The sequence below is a fragment of the Cognatazoarcus halotolerans genome, from assembly GCF_009800965.1.
GTDB lineage: Bacteria > Pseudomonadota > Gammaproteobacteria > Burkholderiales > Rhodocyclaceae > Cognatazoarcus > Cognatazoarcus halotolerans.
Genome location: NZ_WUAF01000019.1, coordinates 58,646 through 77,724, shown reverse-complemented (window position 1 = coordinate 77,724; position 19,079 = coordinate 58,646). Strand labels below are relative to the sequence as shown.

The window sequence follows — 19,079 nt, the reverse complement described above, 5'->3', positions numbered from 1 at the left end:
TCGCATCCGAGAGCGTCACCGTCTGACCTTCAGAGAGCGTCAGGCTCGCGCTGTCGAGCACCGGGGCATCGTTCACCGGTGTGTAGCTGATGGTCGCGCTCAGCGTGTTCGAGTCGGCACTGCCGTCATTGACCGTCACATCAAACGCGGGCGCCGCTTCGTTGCCGTCATCGACGAACTGCACCAGACTACCGGTGAGGTCAGCACTCGTGAAACTCGTGACCGGGGTGCCGGCGGCGCTACTCAATTGGAAGTAACCACCCGACACGCTGCTCACCGTGTAGGTGAAGCTCGCGCTGTCGGGGTCAGTCACTCCGAAATTGCCCACACCAAGCGTGATCGTCTGACCTTCGGAGACGGTAAGCGACGCGCTGGCCAGCACCGGCGCGTCATTGACCGGCGTGTAACTGACCGTCGCACTCAGCGTGTTCGAGTCGGCCGTGCCGTCGTTGACCGTCACATCGAAGCTCGGTGCCACCTCGTTGCCGTCATCGACGAACTGCACCAAGCCTCCGGTGAGGTTGGCGCTCGTGAAGCTCGTGACCGGGGTGCCGGGCGCGCCGGAGAGTTGGAAATAACCACCGCTAACGGCACTCACCGTGTAGGTGAAGCCGCTGTTGTCCGGATCGGAGATGCCGAAGTTGGCCGCGCCGAGCGTGACGGTCTGGCCTTCACTCACCGTCAAGCTCGCGCTGTCGAGCACCGGGGCATCGTTCACCGGCGTGTAGCTGATCGTCGCGCTCAGCGTGTTCGAGTCGGCACTGCCGTCGTTGACCGTCACATCGAAGCTCGGTGCCACTTCGTTGCCGTCGTCGACGAACTGCACCAGGCCTCCGGTGAGATCCGCGTTCGTGAAACTCGTGATCGGCGTGCCGGGCGCGCTCGATAGCTGGAAGTAGCCACCGCTGACCGCACTCACCGTATAGGTGAAGCTGCTGCTGTCCGGGTCGATGACGCCGAAGTTCGCACCGGACAGCGTCACCGTCTGGCCTTCGGAGACGGTGAGCGAAGCACTGGTAAGCACCGGCGCGTCATTCACCGGACTCACCGTCAGCGACACGGTGGCCACGTTCGACTCGATCGCAAAATTGTCCTTGATCGTGTACGTGAAACTGTCGCTCAGTGTCTCGGAACCGTCATGAGTGTAGGTGACGGTTCCGTCACCGTTCACTACCAGCGCCCCGTGAGCAGGCCCAGTCTTGATGACGATACTGCCAAGGTTGAGCTGGTTGTTGTTGTCGCTGTCGTTCGCGGCCAGGTTGGCCAGTACCGCGGCGCCTTCGCTTACCGTTGCGCTGTCGTCACTGGCACGGGGAGGCTCGTCATCCACGATGTTGAGCGTCCGTACAGCGACATTGCTGTCGACCAGGCCGTCATTCACGGTAAAGCTTACCCGCAGGGTGCCTTGAGTCGGCGTCCCGTTGACGTCCTGGTAAGTAACGGATCGCAGCGCCGTCTGGTAATCGGCCACCGTTGCAGTTCCCGTGAGCGTAAGCCGCCCGGTACTCGCATTGAACGAACCGGTGATACCGAGCTGATTTACGAAGGCGAGCGTGTCTTCACTCCGGATGTAACCGGCCGAGAAGCGGACCGTGGCCGATACCAGCGTCGCACTGTCCACGTCGGTCAGGCTCAGTGCGGGATCGATCGACACCACTTGACCGGCACCATAGACCAGGGGGGTCGAGTTCACTACAAGCACCGGCGCATCATTGACCGCCGTCACGTTGACCGTCTTCGTTGCCGGACTGCTGATTCCGCCCACGCCGTCGGTCAACACCATGCGGACGGTGCGTGCCGCAGTTGATGGCGCGTCCGACACGTTGGCGTAGGCGATGCGGCGCACCAGGGCCTGTACCGCAACAGCATTGGCGTTGGCGTTCAGGCTCACCACCAGCGGCGTCGCACCATCGGTGCCGCCGCTGTAGGTTCCGATGAGTACCGCGCCCGCGCCGAAGTCATAACTCACGTTACTGCCGGACAGCGTGATCCTGCCTGTGCCGGCCGTCTGCCCCGAAATCGTGAGCCGATCATTGGTCGAACCGTTGGCGGTGAAGTCCACCGTGAGCGTACCGCCTGCAAAGTTCGCCGAATCAGGATCGGACGCAGTCGCCGCAGCATCCAGGATCACGGGAGCCGCATTTTCCGTGTAGTTAACCGCGCCGGACGGCAAGCCGATCACCGGAGGCTGATCGGCGACGTTGGTCACGGTCACGGCAATGGCCTGGGTATCGGTCAGCGAACCATCGCTGACCGATACCGTTACGTCGTAAACGTTGTTGCCGCCGACATCGGTGGGCGCTTCGTAGTCTGGCGCGACGATGAAAGTCAGCACACCACTCGAGGCGTTGATTGCAAACTTGCCGGCATCCGCGCCACCACTGATCGAATAGGTCAGGGCCGGGCCGTCGACGTCGGTCGCCGTCACGGTGGTCACCGCAGTCGTATTCTCGGCCACGTTCACGGCTGCAGTCGCACCGCCACCGTTGGAGGTGATCACCGGCGCATCATTTACCGGCGTGACATTGAAGGTGATCGTGTTGGCCGACGGGTCGGTGTCGACGCCACCGTTGGCCGTGCCACCATCATCGGTCACCCGGAACGTGAAGCTCGCATAGGATGTACCTGACCCGTTGGCCGCCGGCGTATAGGTGAACAAGCCAAGATCGATGTCCGTCGCCGCGATCCAGTTGCCCGCAGCAAAGGTAGAGCCGTTGAATTTCAACGATCCCACGGTCGGGAGGGTATCGACCCAGACACGCAGCAGGCTGTTGCCGTCCACATCGCTGAAACCGAAGTCGGCGCGTGCAAAGGTATAGACCGTGTCTTCGGCGGTAATTAAGGTCTTGTCGGCACCAGCCGGCGCGTCGTTGACCGCGTTGACCGTGATGGCAACGGTATCGGTGTCCTGCAGGTTCTGGTCGGTGGCCAGCGCGGCAATCTCGGAGACCGTCAGTGCGCGGCTGTAGATGCGGGCTTCGTCGATGCGGCCGACGAAGTCCATATTCGTGTCGCCATTGCCATGCTTGCCGATATGGGTGTTGGTGCCAAACGCGTAGGAAATCGACGGAGTCCATGACGTCGAAGCCGCCAGGGCGCCGTCGATGTACAGCCGCTGCGCGTTGGCTGCGTCGTCGAAGGTGTAGGCCACATGGTGCCAGCCGGTGCCGGTCAGGTTGACGGCCGCGCTGGTGCTCACCCAGCTGCTGCCGTTGTAGAACATGCCGGTCACGTTGCCGCCACCGCCGTCGTTCAGGCGCAGCAGCACGTCATCGCCCAGGGAGATGACCTCGGCACCAAAGGTGTCGGAGGCGGTCAGGTTCACCCAGGCGGCCAGGGTGATGTTGACCGGGTTGCCGAACCGGCCGGTCATTTCCACATAGCCCGCGCCGGCCATGCTGATCACGTTGCCGCGCGTGCCGTCGACGACGGCGGTGACACCGCTCACGGTGCCGGGGTTGCCAGCGGCGGGGCTGGTATCGGTGCCCAGCGCACCGGCATTCTCGAAGGCGTAACGGCCCTTCAGGCTGGCGTCGATATCGAGCGCAACGAGCAGGTTGTCACGCGTGGTGATGGTCAGTGTCGAGCCACCATTGTAGTTTGCGCCCGGCGCGTAACTGAGTCCGTTGAGTGCAGTGTTGATGCTGGCTACGGTGCCGCGTAGCGTCATCGTCGCGTCGGCCGTGCCATCGCCGGAGACAAAGCTCAGCCCTGCCGTACCGGCCAGAGTGAGTGTGCCGTTGGTCACCGTCAGGGTGACTTCCAGTGGATTACTGCCGGCATCGGCGTCCGATATGGAGATTGCATTGCCGTTGCCCGAGGAGAACACCTTGACCAAATCTTCGTTGGTCGTCTGAGCACCGGGCACGCTGTTTGCCGGAGGAAGGCCCGCCGCCACCGACACATTCATCGAGAACTCGGAAGTGCTGCCGTAGCTGCCCCCCCCGAGATCCGCGGTCGCGGTGGCGCTGATGCGATCCCCGACCGCAACACTCGCCGCGCTCGGGGCAAGATCGAAGTCGGCATGCCCGCTACCGTCGGTCGTGACCGTCGTTGCAAACAGGAAGACGCGCCCCTCGCCGTAACCGGACGCATCTTCGCTACCCTTCGGGTTGCTGTAGAACTCGAGCCGATAGGTGGTGTTGGCCTTCGAATCGATTGCGCCGCGGATCGCAATCGCCGCCCCCGTCGTCACCGCGGAATACAGCATCGGGAAGTTCTGCAGCTCGTTGGCTCCGGTATCGGCATCGTTTGCATCGTTTGCGGTGACGCCGCTGGTCCCCAGATCGATGCCCAGGCCGTAACTGCCGTAGATCGAGTTGCGCAGCAAGGCGTTGCCCGTGCTGGTGCTGCCGATGACGGAAATGCCGGCGGTCCAGACCCCGCCGTTTCCGCTGAAGGCGATGATATTTGCCGCGGCCACCGTTGTCCCGCCCACTACCGAATTGCTGGCACCGTTCTCCAGCAGCACACCGTTCTGCTGATGCCCCCAGTTGGCGGTGCCTGCGAGATCGGTGCCGATGCGGTTACCCTGGATCACCGTGCCTGTGCTGGCGCCATCGACCTCGATGCCGACAACGGCGTTGCCGGCGATCCAGTTGCCGTCGTTCGCGCCGGTACCGCCCACCGTCGTGTTGTCCGCACCGCCGGAGATATGGATTCCGTCGCCGCCATTCGCGATCGTTGCGCTTCCCGCGGCGTTCACTCCGATCCAGTTGCCGCGGATCACGTTGTCGTCGGAACCCTCACCGTCGATCTGGATGCCGTCCTGGCCATTTCCGGAGATGACGTTGCGCTGGGTGACGAGCGAACCACCCACCGTGTTGGCATTGGCGCCACCTTGGATGCTTATGCCGTCGACCGTATTGCCGCGGCTCAGTGCGCCCGTAACATCCGTGCCAATGTAGTTGCCAGCGATGACGTTGCCACTGACCTCGGCATCCTCGAGCACGATCCCGTTGGGGTTGCCGGAAATGACATTGCGTTCGCCTGCATCGTTGCTTCCGTCGGCGTCGGTACCGATCAGGTTGCCGGTGACGGCTCCCGTGGTGCCGCCATTGAAGAACAAGATGCCCTGGACCGTATTGCCGACCAGTGTGCTGCCATCAGCGCCGAGGCCGATGATATTTCCCTGCACCTTGTTGCCAGCAGCCCCGTTGGCGATCTGCACGCCCAAGGCATTGCCGGAGATCACGTTGCCGGCATTCGCGATTCCGGAACCGACACGGTTCGCGCTCGCGCCGTCCCAGAGCGACACCCCGCCTTGAGCATTGCCGAGCGCGACCAAGCCGGTCTTGTCGACACCGATATAGTTCCCCTGCACGAGGTTGTTGGAGGTACCACTGTTGACGATATCAACGCCGAACCAGTTATTGCCGGAAATGACATTGCGTTCGGCGACGTCATTGTTGCCGTCTGCATCGGTGCCGATGCGATTGCCGCTCGCGCCCGACATCACGCTGATACCACTGTGGCCGCTCGTGGCCGTACTGCCATCGAGATCCAGCGTACCGCTCGCATCGGTCCCGACATAGTTGCCGATGACAACGTTGCCGGTGGCGCCCGTGCCCACCAGCCAGATGCCGTGCGCGCCGTTACCCGACACGACATTGCGCGCCGTCGCAGTAACACCTCCGATGGTGTTGTTGGCGGACGCGATGTATACACCTCCTCCAACGTTGCCCAGCGCGGCAGTTCCAGCCGCATTGGTCCCCACGTAGTTGCCGGTGATCAGGGTTCCCGAGGCCGGCGCCTCCAGCTGGATGCCGACCCAGCTGGTCGTTCCGCTGATCACGTTGCCCTCGCCGGCCGCCGTGCCACCGACGACATTGTTGGCTGCGTTGAGCCAGACGCCCTGCGAGAAGTTGCCCACCGCCGCGGTGCCGGCCGCGTTGGTGCCGATGTAGTTGCCACGGATCTGGTTGCCGGTGCTGGTGCCGTTGTCGGTGGTGATGCCGACCCCGACATTGCTGCCGGAAAGGACATTGCGGTCTGCGGCGGTGCTGCCGCCGATGATGTTGTTGTTACCGTTGTAGATGCCGACGCCGGCATTGTTCCCAGCCGCCGCGGTGCCGGCGGCGTTCAGGCCGAACCAGTTACCGGCGATGGTGTTACTGTTGCTGCCCGAGATCGCGACACCACTCTCGACGAAGTTCTGGATCACGAAGCCGCGCACGGTGCTGCCCGAGGACCCGCTGACAAGCTGGATGCCGCCCTGCACCGTGTCGCCGCCGTTGAGCACGATCGCCGGCCGGTTGCCGTTGGCCGCAAAGCTGTCATCGGTGGTGGCATTGATGTTCACCGCGCCGGTGATCGACGGCAGCGCCGAGGCCAGGTTGATCGTGTGGATGCTGGTGCCGGAAATGGAGAAGGTGATGCTGTCCGTTCCGGCGTTGCCGTTCGCGTTGATGATCGCCTGGCGCAGGGAGCCGGCGCCCGAATCGTTGGTATTGGTGACCGTATAGGTTGCCAGCACGCCTTGCCACTGCGCCGGCACATAGGCCGTAGTGCCCAGTGGCGCGACGATGGTGCCGGTGGCCACCTCGAGCTCCCAGTCCCCGCCCAGCGCCGCGGCGCCGGTGAGATCGTCACTGGCCGCCACGTCGGCGCCGGTGAGCTGCGCGAGATTGTCGACCAGCGCGCGCCCATCGGCGGTGGACGCAACATCGCAACCGTAGAACAGCAAATCGCCATCGGCGGTGAGCGCATCGCCCCACGTCGCGACTTCGCCGGCCCGGGCAAACAGGCTGTCACCCGACAGCACGCTCGATCCGAGCACCACTTCGCCGGGGCTACCATGCGACAGGACGTGGATTGCACTCACATCCGAACGCCCCTCGAGGGCACGGGTGATCGCGGCGATACCGTCTTCATCGCCGGCGATCCGGATCACCTCGCGGCTCACCGATTCGTCGTCGGCGCCGACAATCGAAGCAATCAAGCCATCTGCGTCGCCAACCCCCTCGTCGACGAAGACCACTTCGTGACGCACCAGTGCCTGATCGCCCGCGGCTGTATCGAGCGTACTGCCAGTGGAGGCAGAATCGGCCGGTACATGCAGCGGCATGAGATCCGCGGAATACAGGATCCGCGGCTCAAGCTCTTCGACAATCGGCACCTGGCGCCGCACCGACATGCTCTACTTCCCCCGCGCCCCGACCGACAGCGAGTAATCGAGGCTCAGGCTGCGAAGGGCCGGGCCCGCCATGCTCTTCTGCCTCGCCTGGCTGTCGACAGCGCGTCGGGCCGTCTCGGGCTGCATTGCGGATGTCCGGAGCGACGACGGGGCGGGCATCGCCTCCCGATCGGCCTGCGCAGGCTCAAGGCCCGCGAACTCGACCTTGCAGCGCACGCCGGCCGGCACCGCGTGCCCCGCGTTGTCCAGTCTGAGACGGACCCGGAAGGTGTTGCTCGCCGGATCGATGATCGGATCAACCAGCTCAACCAGTGCGGACACCGGCTGGGCGCCGGGCAAACCCGGCGTCAGCCAGGCGGAGTCGCCTTCGGCGATGGCACCGAACTGTGACGCCGATACCACCACCTCGGCACGCAACGTATCGATGCTGGCAATGCGCATCAGCGGACGATCCTCGACCCGCTCACCAGGCTGCGCCATGCGGTCGATCACCACGCCGTCGAACGGCGCGCGCAGCTGGCGCTGACCGAGCTGGGCCTGGGCGATCTGCAGCTCGCGCCGGTTGAGCTGCTGCTGGTCGATGCTCTGCGCGAGTTTCTGCTCCGCCACCCTGAACTCCGCCTCGGCCTGGTCAAGCGCCTGTTGCGACACGAAGGCACGGCGGTGGAGATCGACGGTGCGCTCGTATCGTTGCCGAGCGAGTTGCAGGTTGGCCCTGCTGGCGCCGATATCGGCTGCGCTACGGGCGCGCGTGTCCGCCGCATCGACGCCAGCACGTTCGACGGATGACGAAATCACTGCCAGGGTCTGGCCCTTTCTGACCCGATCACCGCGCTCCACCGCAACGCTGGCCAGCACCCCTGCCACCGGCGTACCGATCTCGGCCACGCGTTCGGGCGTCACCAGGCAGCCGAGCGGGGCGCCATGCACCACGATCGGCAAGAGCCAGAGACTCAGGGAAATCAAGACACGTTGAATCACTACCGCCAGCCTCCAGTAAACCGATGGGCGCCAAACAACAGCTGTTCTTCCCAGAAAACGTCGTGGGCCAGCATGCGGGCGCGCTCACGACGCTCGCGCCGCTCCGAGCGATGCTGATGGAGCGACAGCATGGCGCCCACCATCACCGCGGCGAGCCTGCCGCCCGGATGGAACGAAATCCTGCCCGCCAGACGCGCCAGCAAGGCACTCGCGGCTTCTTCACCGCGACGAAAATCCTCGAGACACAGCCAGTGCTCCGCGCTGCCAGGATCGCCCTGACGGGCACAGCGCCCGGCCAGCTGGCGATCGAGACGCCGCGTGCGATTGAGCTGGCAATTGATGACGTGCAGGCCGCCGGCCGCCGCGACCGATGCGTCGAGGCGGATGTCGGTACCGCGCCCGGCCATGTTGGTAGCGACCGTCACGCTTCCGGGGCGTCCCGCTTCGGCCACGATCATGGCCTCCTCGCGGCTCTGTTCCGCATTGAGCACCCGGTGCGCTACGCCGGCATCGCCGAGCCATCCCGAAATGCGCAGCGACTCGGCAACGGACGCACTGCCCACCAGCACCGCACGCCCTTCGGCACGCAGGGCCGCCACGCGTGCCGCTAGCGCTTCGGCGAACTGGGCAGGACGAGCAAACAGGCGTCGCGGCAGGCGGGCACGACGGCTCGGCAAACGCAACGGCACCTCGACCAGGCCCAGACCGTATACCGCGGCCAGCTCGCCGCGCACCTCGCGCAGGCTGCCGCTCATGCCGCCGATACGCAGATAGCGCGGAAAGAAGCGCTGATAGGTGATCTGGTTCAGGGTCTCGGTCTCGGGCGGGGGCTTGCAGCCCTCCTTGAGGGCGATCAGCCCGTGCAGGCCGCGCGACCACTGGCGACCTTCGGCGCCGCGACCGGTCACCGGATCGATGATCACGATCTCGCCGTCACGCACCAGATAATCCCGCCCGCGCGCATAGAGATGGCGGGCCGCCAGCGCAGTGGCCACCAGCTCCTCGCGATGACGCGCATTGAGCCATGTGCCTTCGATAGCGGCCGCCAACGCCGCCAGTCGCGCGCTTCCGGTCGCACTGAGCACAGCGCTGCGCTGCGACGGCTGCAGACGATAATCGACTTCTGCCTCCAGCTTCGCCGCGAGACTCGCGCTCTGCCACAGCAGCGCACGATGGCGTGCGTCATCGCGCACCGCGGAGAGGATCAACGGCACCCGCGCCTCGTCGAGCAGGATGGCGTCGGCCTCGTCGAGCAATGCCATGTGCAGCCCTCGCAACAGCGGCGCCGGACGCTCGCCCGAAAGTCGCTCGAGCCGCCCCTGCAGCGCCGAACTCGGCCGCGCGCCATTGCTCTCGTCGCGCAGATAATCGAAGACGATCTCGCGCGCAGTGGCATGGACCACGTCGCAGCGATAAGCGCGGCGCCGCACCGCATCGCCGTCACCGGCGCACACCGTGGCACTCGTCAGCCCAAGGTGCTCGTAGAGCGGCGCCAGCATCTCGGCGTCGCGACGCACCAGGTAATCGTTGGCGGTCATTAGGTGTACCGGCACGCCCGCCAGGGCCGCGACCGCCGCGGCAAGCCCGGCACTCAGGGTCTTGCCCTCGCCGGTCGCCATTTCAGCGAGCTGGCCGTCAAGCAATACCAACGCGGCGATCCACTGGTTATCGAAGGGCCTCAGGCCGAGCACGCGACGGCAGGCGGACTCGGTCGCCGCGCAGGCTTCGACGCGCAGTGCGGCGTCACGTCGGTCGCGCATCAGGCGTGCGCGCAGATCGCGCAGACGTACCCCCCAAGCGGCGGCGTCGAGCTGGTGCCATTCGTCCGCGCGGGCGCGGGCAAGCGCCAGCTCCCGTCGATATGCACGCAGGCGCAAGGCTGAAGGCCACCAGACGCGCCAGCCCGCTGCCGGCCCGCCCGATCCGGATGCGTCATCACGGCGCTCGGGGTAGGGGTCGCCCGCACAGGCCGGCAAGGGTAGCGGTCCGGCGATCATCGCACGCCCCCCGGGTTGAAGTGCTGCAGGAACAACTGGCGGGTGCTGCGCAGGGCCCGTTCGAGGAGCGTCGCGCCGCCATGCTCGAAGCGTATCCAGGCCCGCCCGCCGATGCGGTCGCGGCGCACGTCGTCAAGCCTCACGTCCAGCCACACCACCGGCTCGCGGGTCAGCAGGGTTTCGTCGTCGGGCTGCGATTCGGCAGCGATCTCCCCGCCACCCGTGCTGGCGAGGGCAGCACTTGGCAGACGCTGGGTGGCACCGGGGACCTCGCCGACCAGCTCGGCGGGATGCACCCGGCCCGGCGCATCTGCCAGGCTCACATTCACGCGCTCGAGGCGAGCCTGGATCAGGGCCGATGCAGCCTGCTCCACCGCGACCCGCACGGTCACCGGGTCGTCGGCGAAGATCTCGCCAAGCAACGCACCGCGCTCCACGAAACGCCCGAGAAGGTCGCCCTGATGCGGCAAGGAGACGACACCATCGCGCACCGCCCGGACATTCAAGGCGTCGACCCGGGCATCCACCTCGGCCAGCGCCGCAGCGACGCGGCGCATGTCTTCGTCGAGATTGCCGGCCAGCGCCGCATTGCCGTTGATCGATTGATAGAGCGCGCTTTCGAGCCCGGAGAGCTGGCGGCGCAGTTCGATCTGACGAGTCATCAATGCGTCATCGTCCAGTACCACCAGCAGGTCACCGCGGCTCACGCGCGCGCCGTCGGCAACCTTGAACTCGCGCACGAAGCCTTCGCTGCCGGCCACCAGGCGCGCATCCTGCGGCAACCACACCACACCTTCGGCCACCGTCACCCATGGCAGCGGCAGCAAGGTGGCCAGGCCGATCAGCACCGCCGCCGATCCACCGCCGACGAGCCATGCCCGGCCGCGCCGGAATTCCGGAATCGAGGGGCCGCTCAGCAGGCCGAAAACCTGGAGCAGTGGCTGCAGCAACAGGGTCCACACGAACCACAGCGCCGCGGCGTAGCCGAGCACGCTGCTGAAGGCGCCGCTCCAACGCGTGATGAGCACCGCCAGCACGACGCGATACAGCCACGACAGCGGTTGATAGGCGATCAGCCAGGGCCGCTCTCCCACCGCCTCGGCGAGCGGCGCGCGCTCGCTCAGGCCAAGCAGGCGCCGTTGCAGGAACGTCCCCCACCATTGGCGCGAACGGGTCGCCAGGTTGGGCAGGCCGAAGGCGTCGATCATTGCGTAGTAGCCATCGAAACGCAGCAGCGGATTGCCATTGACCAGCAGGGTCGACAGGCCGCCGATGGTCATCGCCGCCAGCATGAAGTCCTTCACCAGCCCTTCGCCGACATTGAGCCAGACCAGCAAAGCGCATGCGGCAATCAGCAGTTCGGCCATGATCCCCGCCGCCGAGACGACCACCCGCTGGTGCCGATGCCGAAAGGCGTTGGCTTCCGAAGCATCCACGAAGGGGACCGGCATGAGCAGCAGCAGTGCCACGCCGAAGGCACTCACCTGTCCGCCCCAGCGCCGCACCGCGAGTCCGTGGGCGAGTTCGTGGAGGGCCTTGATGAGCGGATAGCTCACCCACAGCAGGACCAGGCTGGCCGGATGTTGCACCGACCGCGACACGGCCAGGGCGATCGCCGGCGCATGAAGTGCTGCGGCCGCCAGCGCCCCGCCCACGGCCAGCAGCCACAGCAGCAGGGCCGGCCAGGAGAAGAGCAGCGGCGCAAGGAAATCAAGACGAGCAAGCAGCCTGGAAGGATTGCCGAGCGAAATGCGGAAAGCGAACGGGTTCGCATTGCGGGCATGGCGCTTTCGATCCAGCTTCTCGCGACGACGGAAAATACCCTGCAGATCGGGACTGTGCTCGAACTGCAGCAGGCTCCCCTCGAAGAGGCGTCCAAGCAGCGAGAGGATCTCGTTCTGGCCCGGCATCTGCTCACCCAGTTCGACGCGCAGCACATCCCACAGCTCGGCCACCGAACGCCGCCCGTCGCAGCGCCCGACGAAGGCATAGGCGCTGGCGTTGATGCGGTGGATGCGTCCGCTCGCCTCGTCGCGCAGCAGGTACCAGGTTTCGCCACGGAGACGCTGCCGCTCGAGCTGCACATGGGCACGCAGCCGCGGATGCAGGCCGGCGACCTTGTGCCATAGCGGGCTGAAGATCGATTCCGTCATCTCAGCCACCCCAGCGCCACCACTGGAAGCGCAACCAGTCGAGCAGTGGCCCGCCCCATGCGCGCAGGAGCGTCCTGCTGCCGACCGTCAGCTTGGCGACGCCCTGCAGACCGGGGCGCAGGCCGTGGATGCTTCGCTCGAGGCTCAGTTCCACGTCGAAGACGTTCTCGCCGTCGATCACGCTGGCCATCGGCGCAACCCGTTCGACACGCACCGGCAGCGCATCCCATGGCAACGCGGACAACGCCAGCGCGCCGGGCTGACCGGATCGAACCTGACCGATGTCCCGCTCCGAGATCTGCACGACGACGCGGTACTGCCCGGCCGGCGCGAGCGTCATCAGGGTTTCACCACGACGGACCGGCGATCCCAGCGAGCGCGTCAGATCACCCGCGATCACCACGCCGTCGAACGGCGCCACCACCTTTACCCTGCCGAGCGCATGTTCGGTGAGCCTGACCTTTGCATCGGCCTCCTCGGCCTTGGCCATCTGCACCATCATCTCGCCGCGGTCGGAACGCGCCAGCGCCGCCATGTAGGCGTTCTCGTGCTGCGCGAGCTCGCTGCGCCAGCGGCTGTGCTCGACCTTCAGCTCCTGGTCGGCAAGCTCGACGAGAACCTGGCCGGCGAGGACCTGGTCGCCGGGACGCACCCGGGCGCTGTCGAGGAAGCCGTCGTTCGGCGCCACCAGGGTGCGCTCGACCACCCCTTCGACGCGCGCCCGACCGCCCACCCGGTAGTCCATCGGCACCAGCGCCGACACCAGAAGCAGGATCACTGCAACCGCAACCGCGATCCGCGTACCGCGACGCCCCTGCGATCCGAGCTCCGCGCGCAATCCGCGCAGGGACGCCACGAGGCGCCGGTGCCACGGCATCGACCGATGCCGCATCATCGACAAGACCGGGCCAAGCACCGCCAGCACGTCGGGAAGCGTGTCGAGCCCGCGGAGATCGACCGCGCTATCGGCAGACCATTCGAGACAGATCGCGCCGCTCACCTGCTCGCCGCAGCGGATCGGCACGCTGCAGACGGTGCCGGACAGATGGCCCGAGAGACGACGGTGGGCCAGCAGGATCGCAGGAAACGCATCCTCCGGCTCCGGATGGAACAGCAAACGCCGCTGCTCCATGCATTCATCCATGGCCGCGGCGATGTCCGAGAAAAGTTCGCCACCGAACCGCCCTTCGGCGCCGTGGGAAACCGCGACGACCCGGGCAAAGCCATCGTCGAGCACACCCAGCGTGACGCGGTGGGCACCGAACATGATCGCCAGCTCCGTCGCGCAAGCCGTCGCCGCGGCGACGAAGTCGCGATGCTCGAGCATCGCAACCTGCAATCTGAGCAGCAGGCGCGCGCCGTCACCGCGCGCTCCCTCTGGAGAATCCGGTGTCTGCAGCGCTTGTTCGGGCACTCTATAAGTCATTGCTGATGAAACACGGCATGCGTGATTACTGGGCGACGCTCATGCCTCCAAACAACGTCCTCGCAGCAGAAACCTTTAAGCACCCATGGAATTAATTTGTGTCGCCGTGAAAACTGCCACACCCAGCAGGCATAAGGCATGCAGCCCGAAAGGGGCGAGTGCTGCTTCAATGCACCAACACGGGGTAAGATCCCGCGCCATGAACAATCCCGCCAGCCTGCTCCGGTCGCGCCCGCATACGCTCCAGGAAGCGCAATCAATGGTCGCGTCGATACGCGACGCGCTCGCGGCCGCAGATCTCGTCCTGCGCGCGCCCCCCGAGATACCCGACACCTGCTGTGGCCGCGGCTGCAATGGCTGTGTCTGGGAAGGCTACTATGCCGCCCTGCTTTTCTGGCGGGATGACGCCGCCCAGCTGCTGGGCGGCGCGAACGAGGAGATTATTTCCTGACGAACAGCTTGAACAGCGTCGCCTGATCCGGCACGCCGGTCTCCTTCAGCCCTTCGCGCTTCTGGAAGGCCCTGAAGGCATCCTGGGTCGCCTTGCCGATGCTGCCGTCGGCCTGACCGGAAAACAGCTTTTCATCGGCCAGTCGCTTCTGGGCGTCCTGGATGACGCTCTTGTAGAAGAGCCCGGTGTGACCATCAACGTCGACCCGGACGGTTTCCGAACGCGTCTGCATGCGCTCGGCCTTGAGGGCACCGATCATGTTGTTGACCGCCACCACGAAGGGGCGCTTGGGGTCCTTCTCGCAGTGATTGGCAAGCGCAGCGATGAGCAGTCCGACGGTTTGCCAGGGCGTGAAATCGTAGGTGTCGGCGGCGTGCTGGTTGGCACCGGTGAGGTAGCCATCGATCCACCCGGCAAAGATTGCGAGATCGTTTCCACCCTTTTCCTTCGCCTTCAGGAAGGTCTCGCAGGATTGCGCCCCGGCGCCTTCGACCGCAAAATTGCCCTTGCTGTCCGCCGCCAGCACCGGCCCTGCCAGCAGTGACATGCCGAGCGCGAGACCAGCCAACTTGATTCCGGTTTTCCTGTACTGCATCACCCAACCCCTCCTGAACCCTGCCTTGTCGAAGCCTGCGACTATCACGGCGCAAATGCGGTGAGTCAAGGAAGGGTGACGCAGTCGGTGCGAATCACCCCTTGTAGGGTCCGCTGCCAAGCCCGATCGGCGGTGGCGCGGCAGCGACCAGGCGGGAAAAGATCGCGCGAAAATCCTCGCCGGCGGCACCCTTCATCGGATCCTGCTCGGTACGGAATGCCTCATCGATCGCATCCCAGTCTTCCTGGGTGAGATGCTTGCGTGCGAGCGGCAGGATTTCCCGCTCCTCGAGGATCATGTGATTGCGGTAGAACTCGGCGAAATCGTCGAAAGCCCTGGCCGTGATTTCCAGGCCGTCGGGCTCGCCGCCCTCGTAACTCAGCAGAGCGGCCTCCAGCGCCTTGATGCGACCCTCACCGCCGGTGTGATCGTGCTCGAGCCGGGCCAGTGCTTCGGCGCCCTCGTCGGTACGCTGCTTGAGCCGGGCGAACAGGAAATCGTCCTCTTTCGGGTGGTGGCGCTTTTCCGGATAGGCGTCCAGGTAATGGACCATCGCCTTGAACAGCCCGAAATCCGGCGTCAGCCGGCCGGCCTTGATTTCCTTGAGCATGAACCGGACCGCGTGCAGGATTGCGGCCAGCGACTGATGCTCCTCCTGGATGATGCGCAGGGCTTCCATGTGTTTCTCCTCGACGGGGCCGCCAGGGCGCCCGGTGGTTATTCCGTTGAATCAGGTGGCGAGCATGTCCTGGTGCTTGCCGCCGAGGCCGAGGTAGGCCTCGATCACGCGCGGGTCGTCGGCGAGCGCCTGGGCGGGCCCTTCCATCGAGATCTCGCCGGTCTCGAGCACATAGGCGTAGTCCGCCACCTGCAGCGCGGCGCGGGCGTTCTGCTCGACCAGCAGGATGGACACGCCGCGACGGCGCAGCTCGGCGATGATGCGGAAGATCTCGCGCACGATCAGCGGGGCGAGGCCCAGGCTGGGTTCGTCGAGCATCAGCAGGCGCGGTTTGGCCATCAGCGCACGGCCCACCGCGAGCATCTGCCGCTCGCCGCCCGACAGCGTGCCGGCCATCTGCTCGCGCCGCTCCTTGAGACGGGGAAAGAGACCATAGACCTCTTCCATGGTCTCCGCCTGATCGCGCTTGCCCGAGCGGTAGCGCTGAAAGGCGCCCAGCAGCAGATTGTCCTGCACGCTCATCTCGCCGAACAGTTCGCGCTTTTCGGGCACCAGATTCATGCCTGCCGCAACCATGTCCTCGACCTCCGGGGCAAGCCGCAGCTTGCCGTCGAAATCGAGCTCGCCGCGTGAATCGAGCAGTCCCATGATGGCCGAGAGCATGGTCGTCTTGCCGGCCCCGTTGGGGCCGATGACGGTCACGATCTGACCCTCCCCCACACGGATGTTGGCGTTGTGCAAGGCCTCGACCTTGCCGTAGGAAACGCACAGGTCGCGGATTTCGAGAATCGATGTCGTCATCACTCCACCCCGCCAAGATAGGCTTCGAGCACCGCAGGATCCTTCTGCACCTCTTCGGGCAAGCCCTCGGCGATCTTCTCGCCGAACTCCATCACCACCACCCGGTCGACCAGGCCCATGACGAAATCCATGTCGTGCTCGACCAGCAGAATCGCCATGCCTTCCGACTTGAGTCGTGTCAGCAGCGCGCCGAGCGCCTGCTTTTCCTTGAGACGCAGGCCCGCCGCCGGCTCGTCGAGCAGCAACAGGCTCGGGTCGCTGGCCAGTGCGCGGGCGATCTCGAGGATGCGCTGCTGCCCCAGCGCCAGCGAGCCGGCTTCCTCGAACATGTGCTCGGCCAGTCCGACGCGCTCGATCTGCCGCGCGGCCTCGGCGATGAGGCGGGCCTCCTCGGCGCGATCGAGCCGCCATGCCGAAGGCAGCACGCTTTTCGAACCGCGCATGTGAGCGCCGATCGCGACGTTCTCGAGCACGGTCATTTTCGGCAGCAGGCGGACGTGCTGGAAGGTACGACTCATGCCCAGCCCGGCGATCTCTCGCGAGCTGTGTCCGGCCACCGATCTGCCGCGAAACAGGACCTCACCCGAGGTCGGCGTATCGACCCCGGAGATCTGGTTGAACATGGTGCTCTTGCCGGCGCCGTTGGGACCGATCAGGGCGAGGATCTCGCCCGCCCTGACCTCCAGGCTCATATTGTTGTTGGCGACCAGTCCGCCGAACTTGCGGGTCACGTTCTTCGCCTCGAGGATGAACTCGCCCTTGGCCGGCATCGGCCGGCGCGCCAGCGGTTCGGCCGAGGCGCTGATCTGCTTGTGCACCGCGCGCACCGGCACCAGCTTTGCCAGCAGCGGCCAGATGCCGTCACGGGCACGCTGCAGGATCAGCACCATCATGATGCCGAAGACGATCACCTCGAAATTGCCGGAGGCACCCAGCAGTTGCGGCAGCAGATCCTGCAGCCATTGCTTCATCACGGTGATCACGCCGGCCCCGACCAGCGCACCCCATACGTGACCAGCGCCGCCCACCACCGCCATGAAGAGATACTCGATGCCGATGTGCAGGCCGAACGGTGTCGGATTCACGAAGCGCTGCATGTGCGCATACAGCCAGCCGGAGGCGCAGGCCAGCAGCGCGGCGATGACGAAGATCACCATGCGCGAGCGCGAGGTATTCACCCCCATCGCCTCGGCCATCACCATGCCGCCCTTGAGCGCGCGGATGGCGCGGCCCTCGCGCGAATCGAGCAGGTTGCGGGTAGTCAGCATGCCGGCGAGCAGGAACAGCCAGATCAGGTAGTAGATCTCGCGCCCCTCGTCGAGCTCCCAGCCGAACAGCGAGATCGGCGGAATACCGGTCAGGCCGGTGTGGCCGCCGAGCATGTCCATGGTGCCGAACAGGAAATACAGCGAGATGCCCCAGGCAATCGTGCCCAGCGGCAGGTAGTGGCCCGACAGCTTGAGCGTCAGCGAACCGAGCACCACTGCCACCAGCGCGGTGATCAACAGGCCCACCACCAACCCGAGCCAGGGCGAGCCGCCGGCCCAGGCCAGCCAGCCCGGCAAGGACTCCGCAGTCGACAGCACCGCGGAAGTATAGGCACCGAGGCCAACGAAGGCGGCCTGGCCGAAGGAGGTCAGCCCGCCGACGCCGGTCAGCAGCACCAGACCCAGCGCAACCAGCGCGTAGAGGCCGATGTAGTTGAGCAGGGTGACGGTGAACTCGGGCAGGAGCAGCGGACCGGCAGCGACGACGAGGACGAAGAGCGCCAGCAGCAGGCGTGGAGAGAGCGCGGATTTCATTACTCGTCCTCCTCCACGTGATGGCTGGTGAGCGAGCGCCACACCAGCACCGGGATGATCAGGGTGAACACGATGACTTCCTTGTAGGCGCTGGCCCAGAACGACGAGAACGCCTCGAGGAGACCCACCAGCACTGCGCCGGCGGCCGCCACCGGATAGCTGCCGAGGCCGCCGATGATCGCGCCGACGAAGCCCTTGAGGCCGATCAGGAAGCCGGTGTCGTAGTAGATGGTGGTGAGCGGCGCGATGAGCACGCCGGACAGGGCGCCGATCAGCGCGGCGAGAAAGAAGGTGAGCTTGCCGGCCAGCGCCGGGGAGATGCCCATCAGGCGCGCGCCGTTGCGGTTGATCGCGGTGGCGCGCAGCGCCTTACCGTAGAGCGTGCGACCGAAGAACTGGTAGAGCGCGACGATGAGCACCACCGAGGCCATCACCACCCAGATCTGCTGGCCGCTGATCATCATCGGCCCGACCTCGAATCGCACCTCCGAGAACGGTGGCGTGCGCGATCCCTCCGCACCGAAGAAGAGCAGGCCGAGCCCCACCATCGCCACGTGTACCGCCACCGAGACGATGAGCAGGATCAGTACCGGCGCCTCGGCCACGGGCTGGAAGGCAAGCCGATACATCAGCGGGCCGAGCGGCACCACCACCGCCAGTGCCAGCACCACTTGCACGAGCATCGGCAGGGACTCGAGCGGCAAGCTATAGAGCAAGCCTGCCAGCACCAGCGGATAGGCCACGTTCCAGCCGGCCACGCCGGGCAGCTTGCGCAGCGCGCCACTGCGCGCGGCCGCAATGCCATCGATGAGCGCGGCGACGCCGCCCATAGCCAGCAACAGCCAGAGGGTGGCCGGCACCCGGCCGGTCTGCAGCGCGGCGAGGGTCAGCGCCCCGTAGGCAACGAATTCACCCTGGGGAATGAAAATCACCCGGGTAACCGCAAACACCAGCACCAGTGCCAGCGCCAGCAGCGCGTAGATCGCACCATTGGTCACGCCGTCCTGGCCCAGCAACATCGCAATCTGAAAATCCATGGGACGAACCCCGTCAGCGGCG

The 19,079-nt window shown here is 65.8% G+C and carries 11 protein-coding genes; 1 reads left to right on the top strand and 10 read right to left on the bottom strand.

What is annotated here, in order from left to right; translation table 11 throughout:
• From GQB03_RS19025 to GQB03_RS19005, 5 genes are all read right to left on the bottom strand, one after another.
• On the bottom strand, nucleotides 1-7,135 hold a 7,135-nt coding region (locus GQB03_RS19025), incomplete at its 3' end, for a cadherin-like domain-containing protein (protein WP_159692724.1).
• 3 nt (nucleotides 7,136-7,138) lie between these two features.
• On the bottom strand, nucleotides 7,139-8,116 hold the full coding sequence (locus tag GQB03_RS19020) for an efflux RND transporter periplasmic adaptor subunit (RefSeq protein ID WP_159692722.1): 978 nt from the start codon (nucleotides 8,114-8,116) through the stop codon (nucleotides 7,139-7,141).
• The gene (locus tag GQB03_RS19015) at nucleotides 8,116-10,113 is read right to left on the bottom strand and encodes a preprotein translocase subunit SecA (protein WP_159692720.1); all 1,998 of its coding nucleotides are present in this window, start codon (nucleotides 10,111-10,113) and stop codon (nucleotides 8,116-8,118) included. The genes GQB03_RS19020 and GQB03_RS19015 overlap by 1 nt, the downstream gene beginning before the upstream one ends.
• The gene (locus GQB03_RS19010) at nucleotides 10,110-12,266 is read right to left on the bottom strand and encodes an HlyD family efflux transporter periplasmic adaptor subunit (RefSeq protein WP_159692718.1); all 2,157 of its coding nucleotides are present in this window, start codon (nucleotides 12,264-12,266) and stop codon (nucleotides 10,110-10,112) included. Before GQB03_RS19010 ends, GQB03_RS19015 begins: the two co-directional genes overlap by 4 nt.
• Before the next feature lies 1 nt (nucleotide 12,267).
• The gene (locus GQB03_RS19005) at nucleotides 12,268-13,692 is read right to left on the bottom strand and encodes an efflux RND transporter periplasmic adaptor subunit (protein ID WP_159692716.1); all 1,425 of its coding nucleotides are present in this window, start codon (nucleotides 13,690-13,692) and stop codon (nucleotides 12,268-12,270) included.
• A 199-nt stretch (nucleotides 13,693-13,891) separates the two neighbouring features.
• On the opposite strand from GQB03_RS19005, the gene GQB03_RS19000 reads away from it, so the two are divergent.
• On the top strand, nucleotides 13,892-14,143 hold the full coding sequence (locus tag GQB03_RS19000; RefSeq protein WP_159692714.1) for an oxidoreductase-like domain-containing protein: 252 nt from the start codon (nucleotides 13,892-13,894) through the stop codon (nucleotides 14,141-14,143).
• Here GQB03_RS19000 and GQB03_RS18995 read toward each other — a convergent pair.
• From GQB03_RS18995 to GQB03_RS18975, 5 genes are all read right to left on the bottom strand, one after another.
• Nucleotides 14,133-14,738: a peptidoglycan-binding domain-containing protein gene (locus tag GQB03_RS18995; protein ID WP_159692712.1), complete on the bottom strand. Its 606-nt coding sequence runs from the start codon at nucleotides 14,736-14,738 to the stop codon at nucleotides 14,133-14,135. The two genes, GQB03_RS19000 and GQB03_RS18995, sit on opposite strands and share 11 nt — an antisense overlap.
• 94 nt (nucleotides 14,739-14,832) lie before the next feature.
• Nucleotides 14,833-15,417 carry a hemerythrin domain-containing protein gene (locus tag GQB03_RS18990; protein ID WP_159692710.1) on the bottom strand — a complete coding sequence of 195 codons (585 nt, stop codon included), beginning with the start codon at nucleotides 15,415-15,417 and terminating at the stop codon, nucleotides 14,833-14,835.
• A 51-nt stretch (nucleotides 15,418-15,468) separates the two neighbouring features.
• A complete protein-coding gene (locus tag GQB03_RS18985) occupies nucleotides 15,469-16,218 on the bottom strand; it encodes an ABC transporter ATP-binding protein (RefSeq protein WP_159692708.1) in 750 nt (249 codons plus the stop codon).
• Nucleotides 16,218-18,020: a branched-chain amino acid ABC transporter ATP-binding protein/permease gene (locus GQB03_RS18980; protein WP_159692706.1), complete on the bottom strand. Its 1,803-nt coding sequence runs from the start codon at nucleotides 18,018-18,020 to the stop codon at nucleotides 16,218-16,220. The genes GQB03_RS18985 and GQB03_RS18980 overlap by 1 nt, the downstream gene beginning before the upstream one ends.
• The gene (locus GQB03_RS18975) at nucleotides 18,020-19,057 is read right to left on the bottom strand and encodes a branched-chain amino acid ABC transporter permease (RefSeq protein ID WP_159692704.1); all 1,038 of its coding nucleotides are present in this window, start codon (nucleotides 19,055-19,057) and stop codon (nucleotides 18,020-18,022) included. Before GQB03_RS18975 ends, GQB03_RS18980 begins: the two co-directional genes overlap by 1 nt.
• Between the last annotated feature and the right edge of the window lie 22 nt (nucleotides 19,058-19,079).

Bases quoted from the DNA above. Each gene is read 5' to 3' on its own strand.
- GQB03_RS19015 (WP_159692720.1), bottom strand. From the start codon at position 10,113: ATGATCGCCGGACCGCTACCCTTGCCGGCCTGTGCGGGCGACCCCTAC.
- GQB03_RS19010 (WP_159692718.1), bottom strand. From the start codon at position 12,266: ATGACGGAATCGATCTTCAGCCCGCTATGGCACAAGGTCGCCGGCCTG.
- GQB03_RS19005 (WP_159692716.1), bottom strand. From the start codon at position 13,692: ATGACTTATAGAGTGCCCGAACAAGCGCTGCAGACACCGGATTCTCCA.
- GQB03_RS19000 (WP_159692714.1), top strand. From the start codon at position 13,892: ATGAACAATCCCGCCAGCCTGCTCCGGTCGCGCCCGCATACGCTCCAG.
- GQB03_RS18995 (WP_159692712.1), bottom strand. From the start codon at position 14,738: ATGCAGTACAGGAAAACCGGAATCAAGTTGGCTGGTCTCGCGCTCGGC.
- GQB03_RS18990 (WP_159692710.1), bottom strand. From the start codon at position 15,417: ATGGAAGCCCTGCGCATCATCCAGGAGGAGCATCAGTCGCTGGCCGCA.
- GQB03_RS18985 (WP_159692708.1), bottom strand. From the start codon at position 16,218: ATGACGACATCGATTCTCGAAATCCGCGACCTGTGCGTTTCCTACGGC.
- GQB03_RS18980 (WP_159692706.1), bottom strand. From the start codon at position 18,020: ATGAAATCCGCGCTCTCTCCACGCCTGCTGCTGGCGCTCTTCGTCCTC.
- GQB03_RS18975 (WP_159692704.1), bottom strand. From the start codon at position 19,057: ATGGATTTTCAGATTGCGATGTTGCTGGGCCAGGACGGCGTGACCAAT.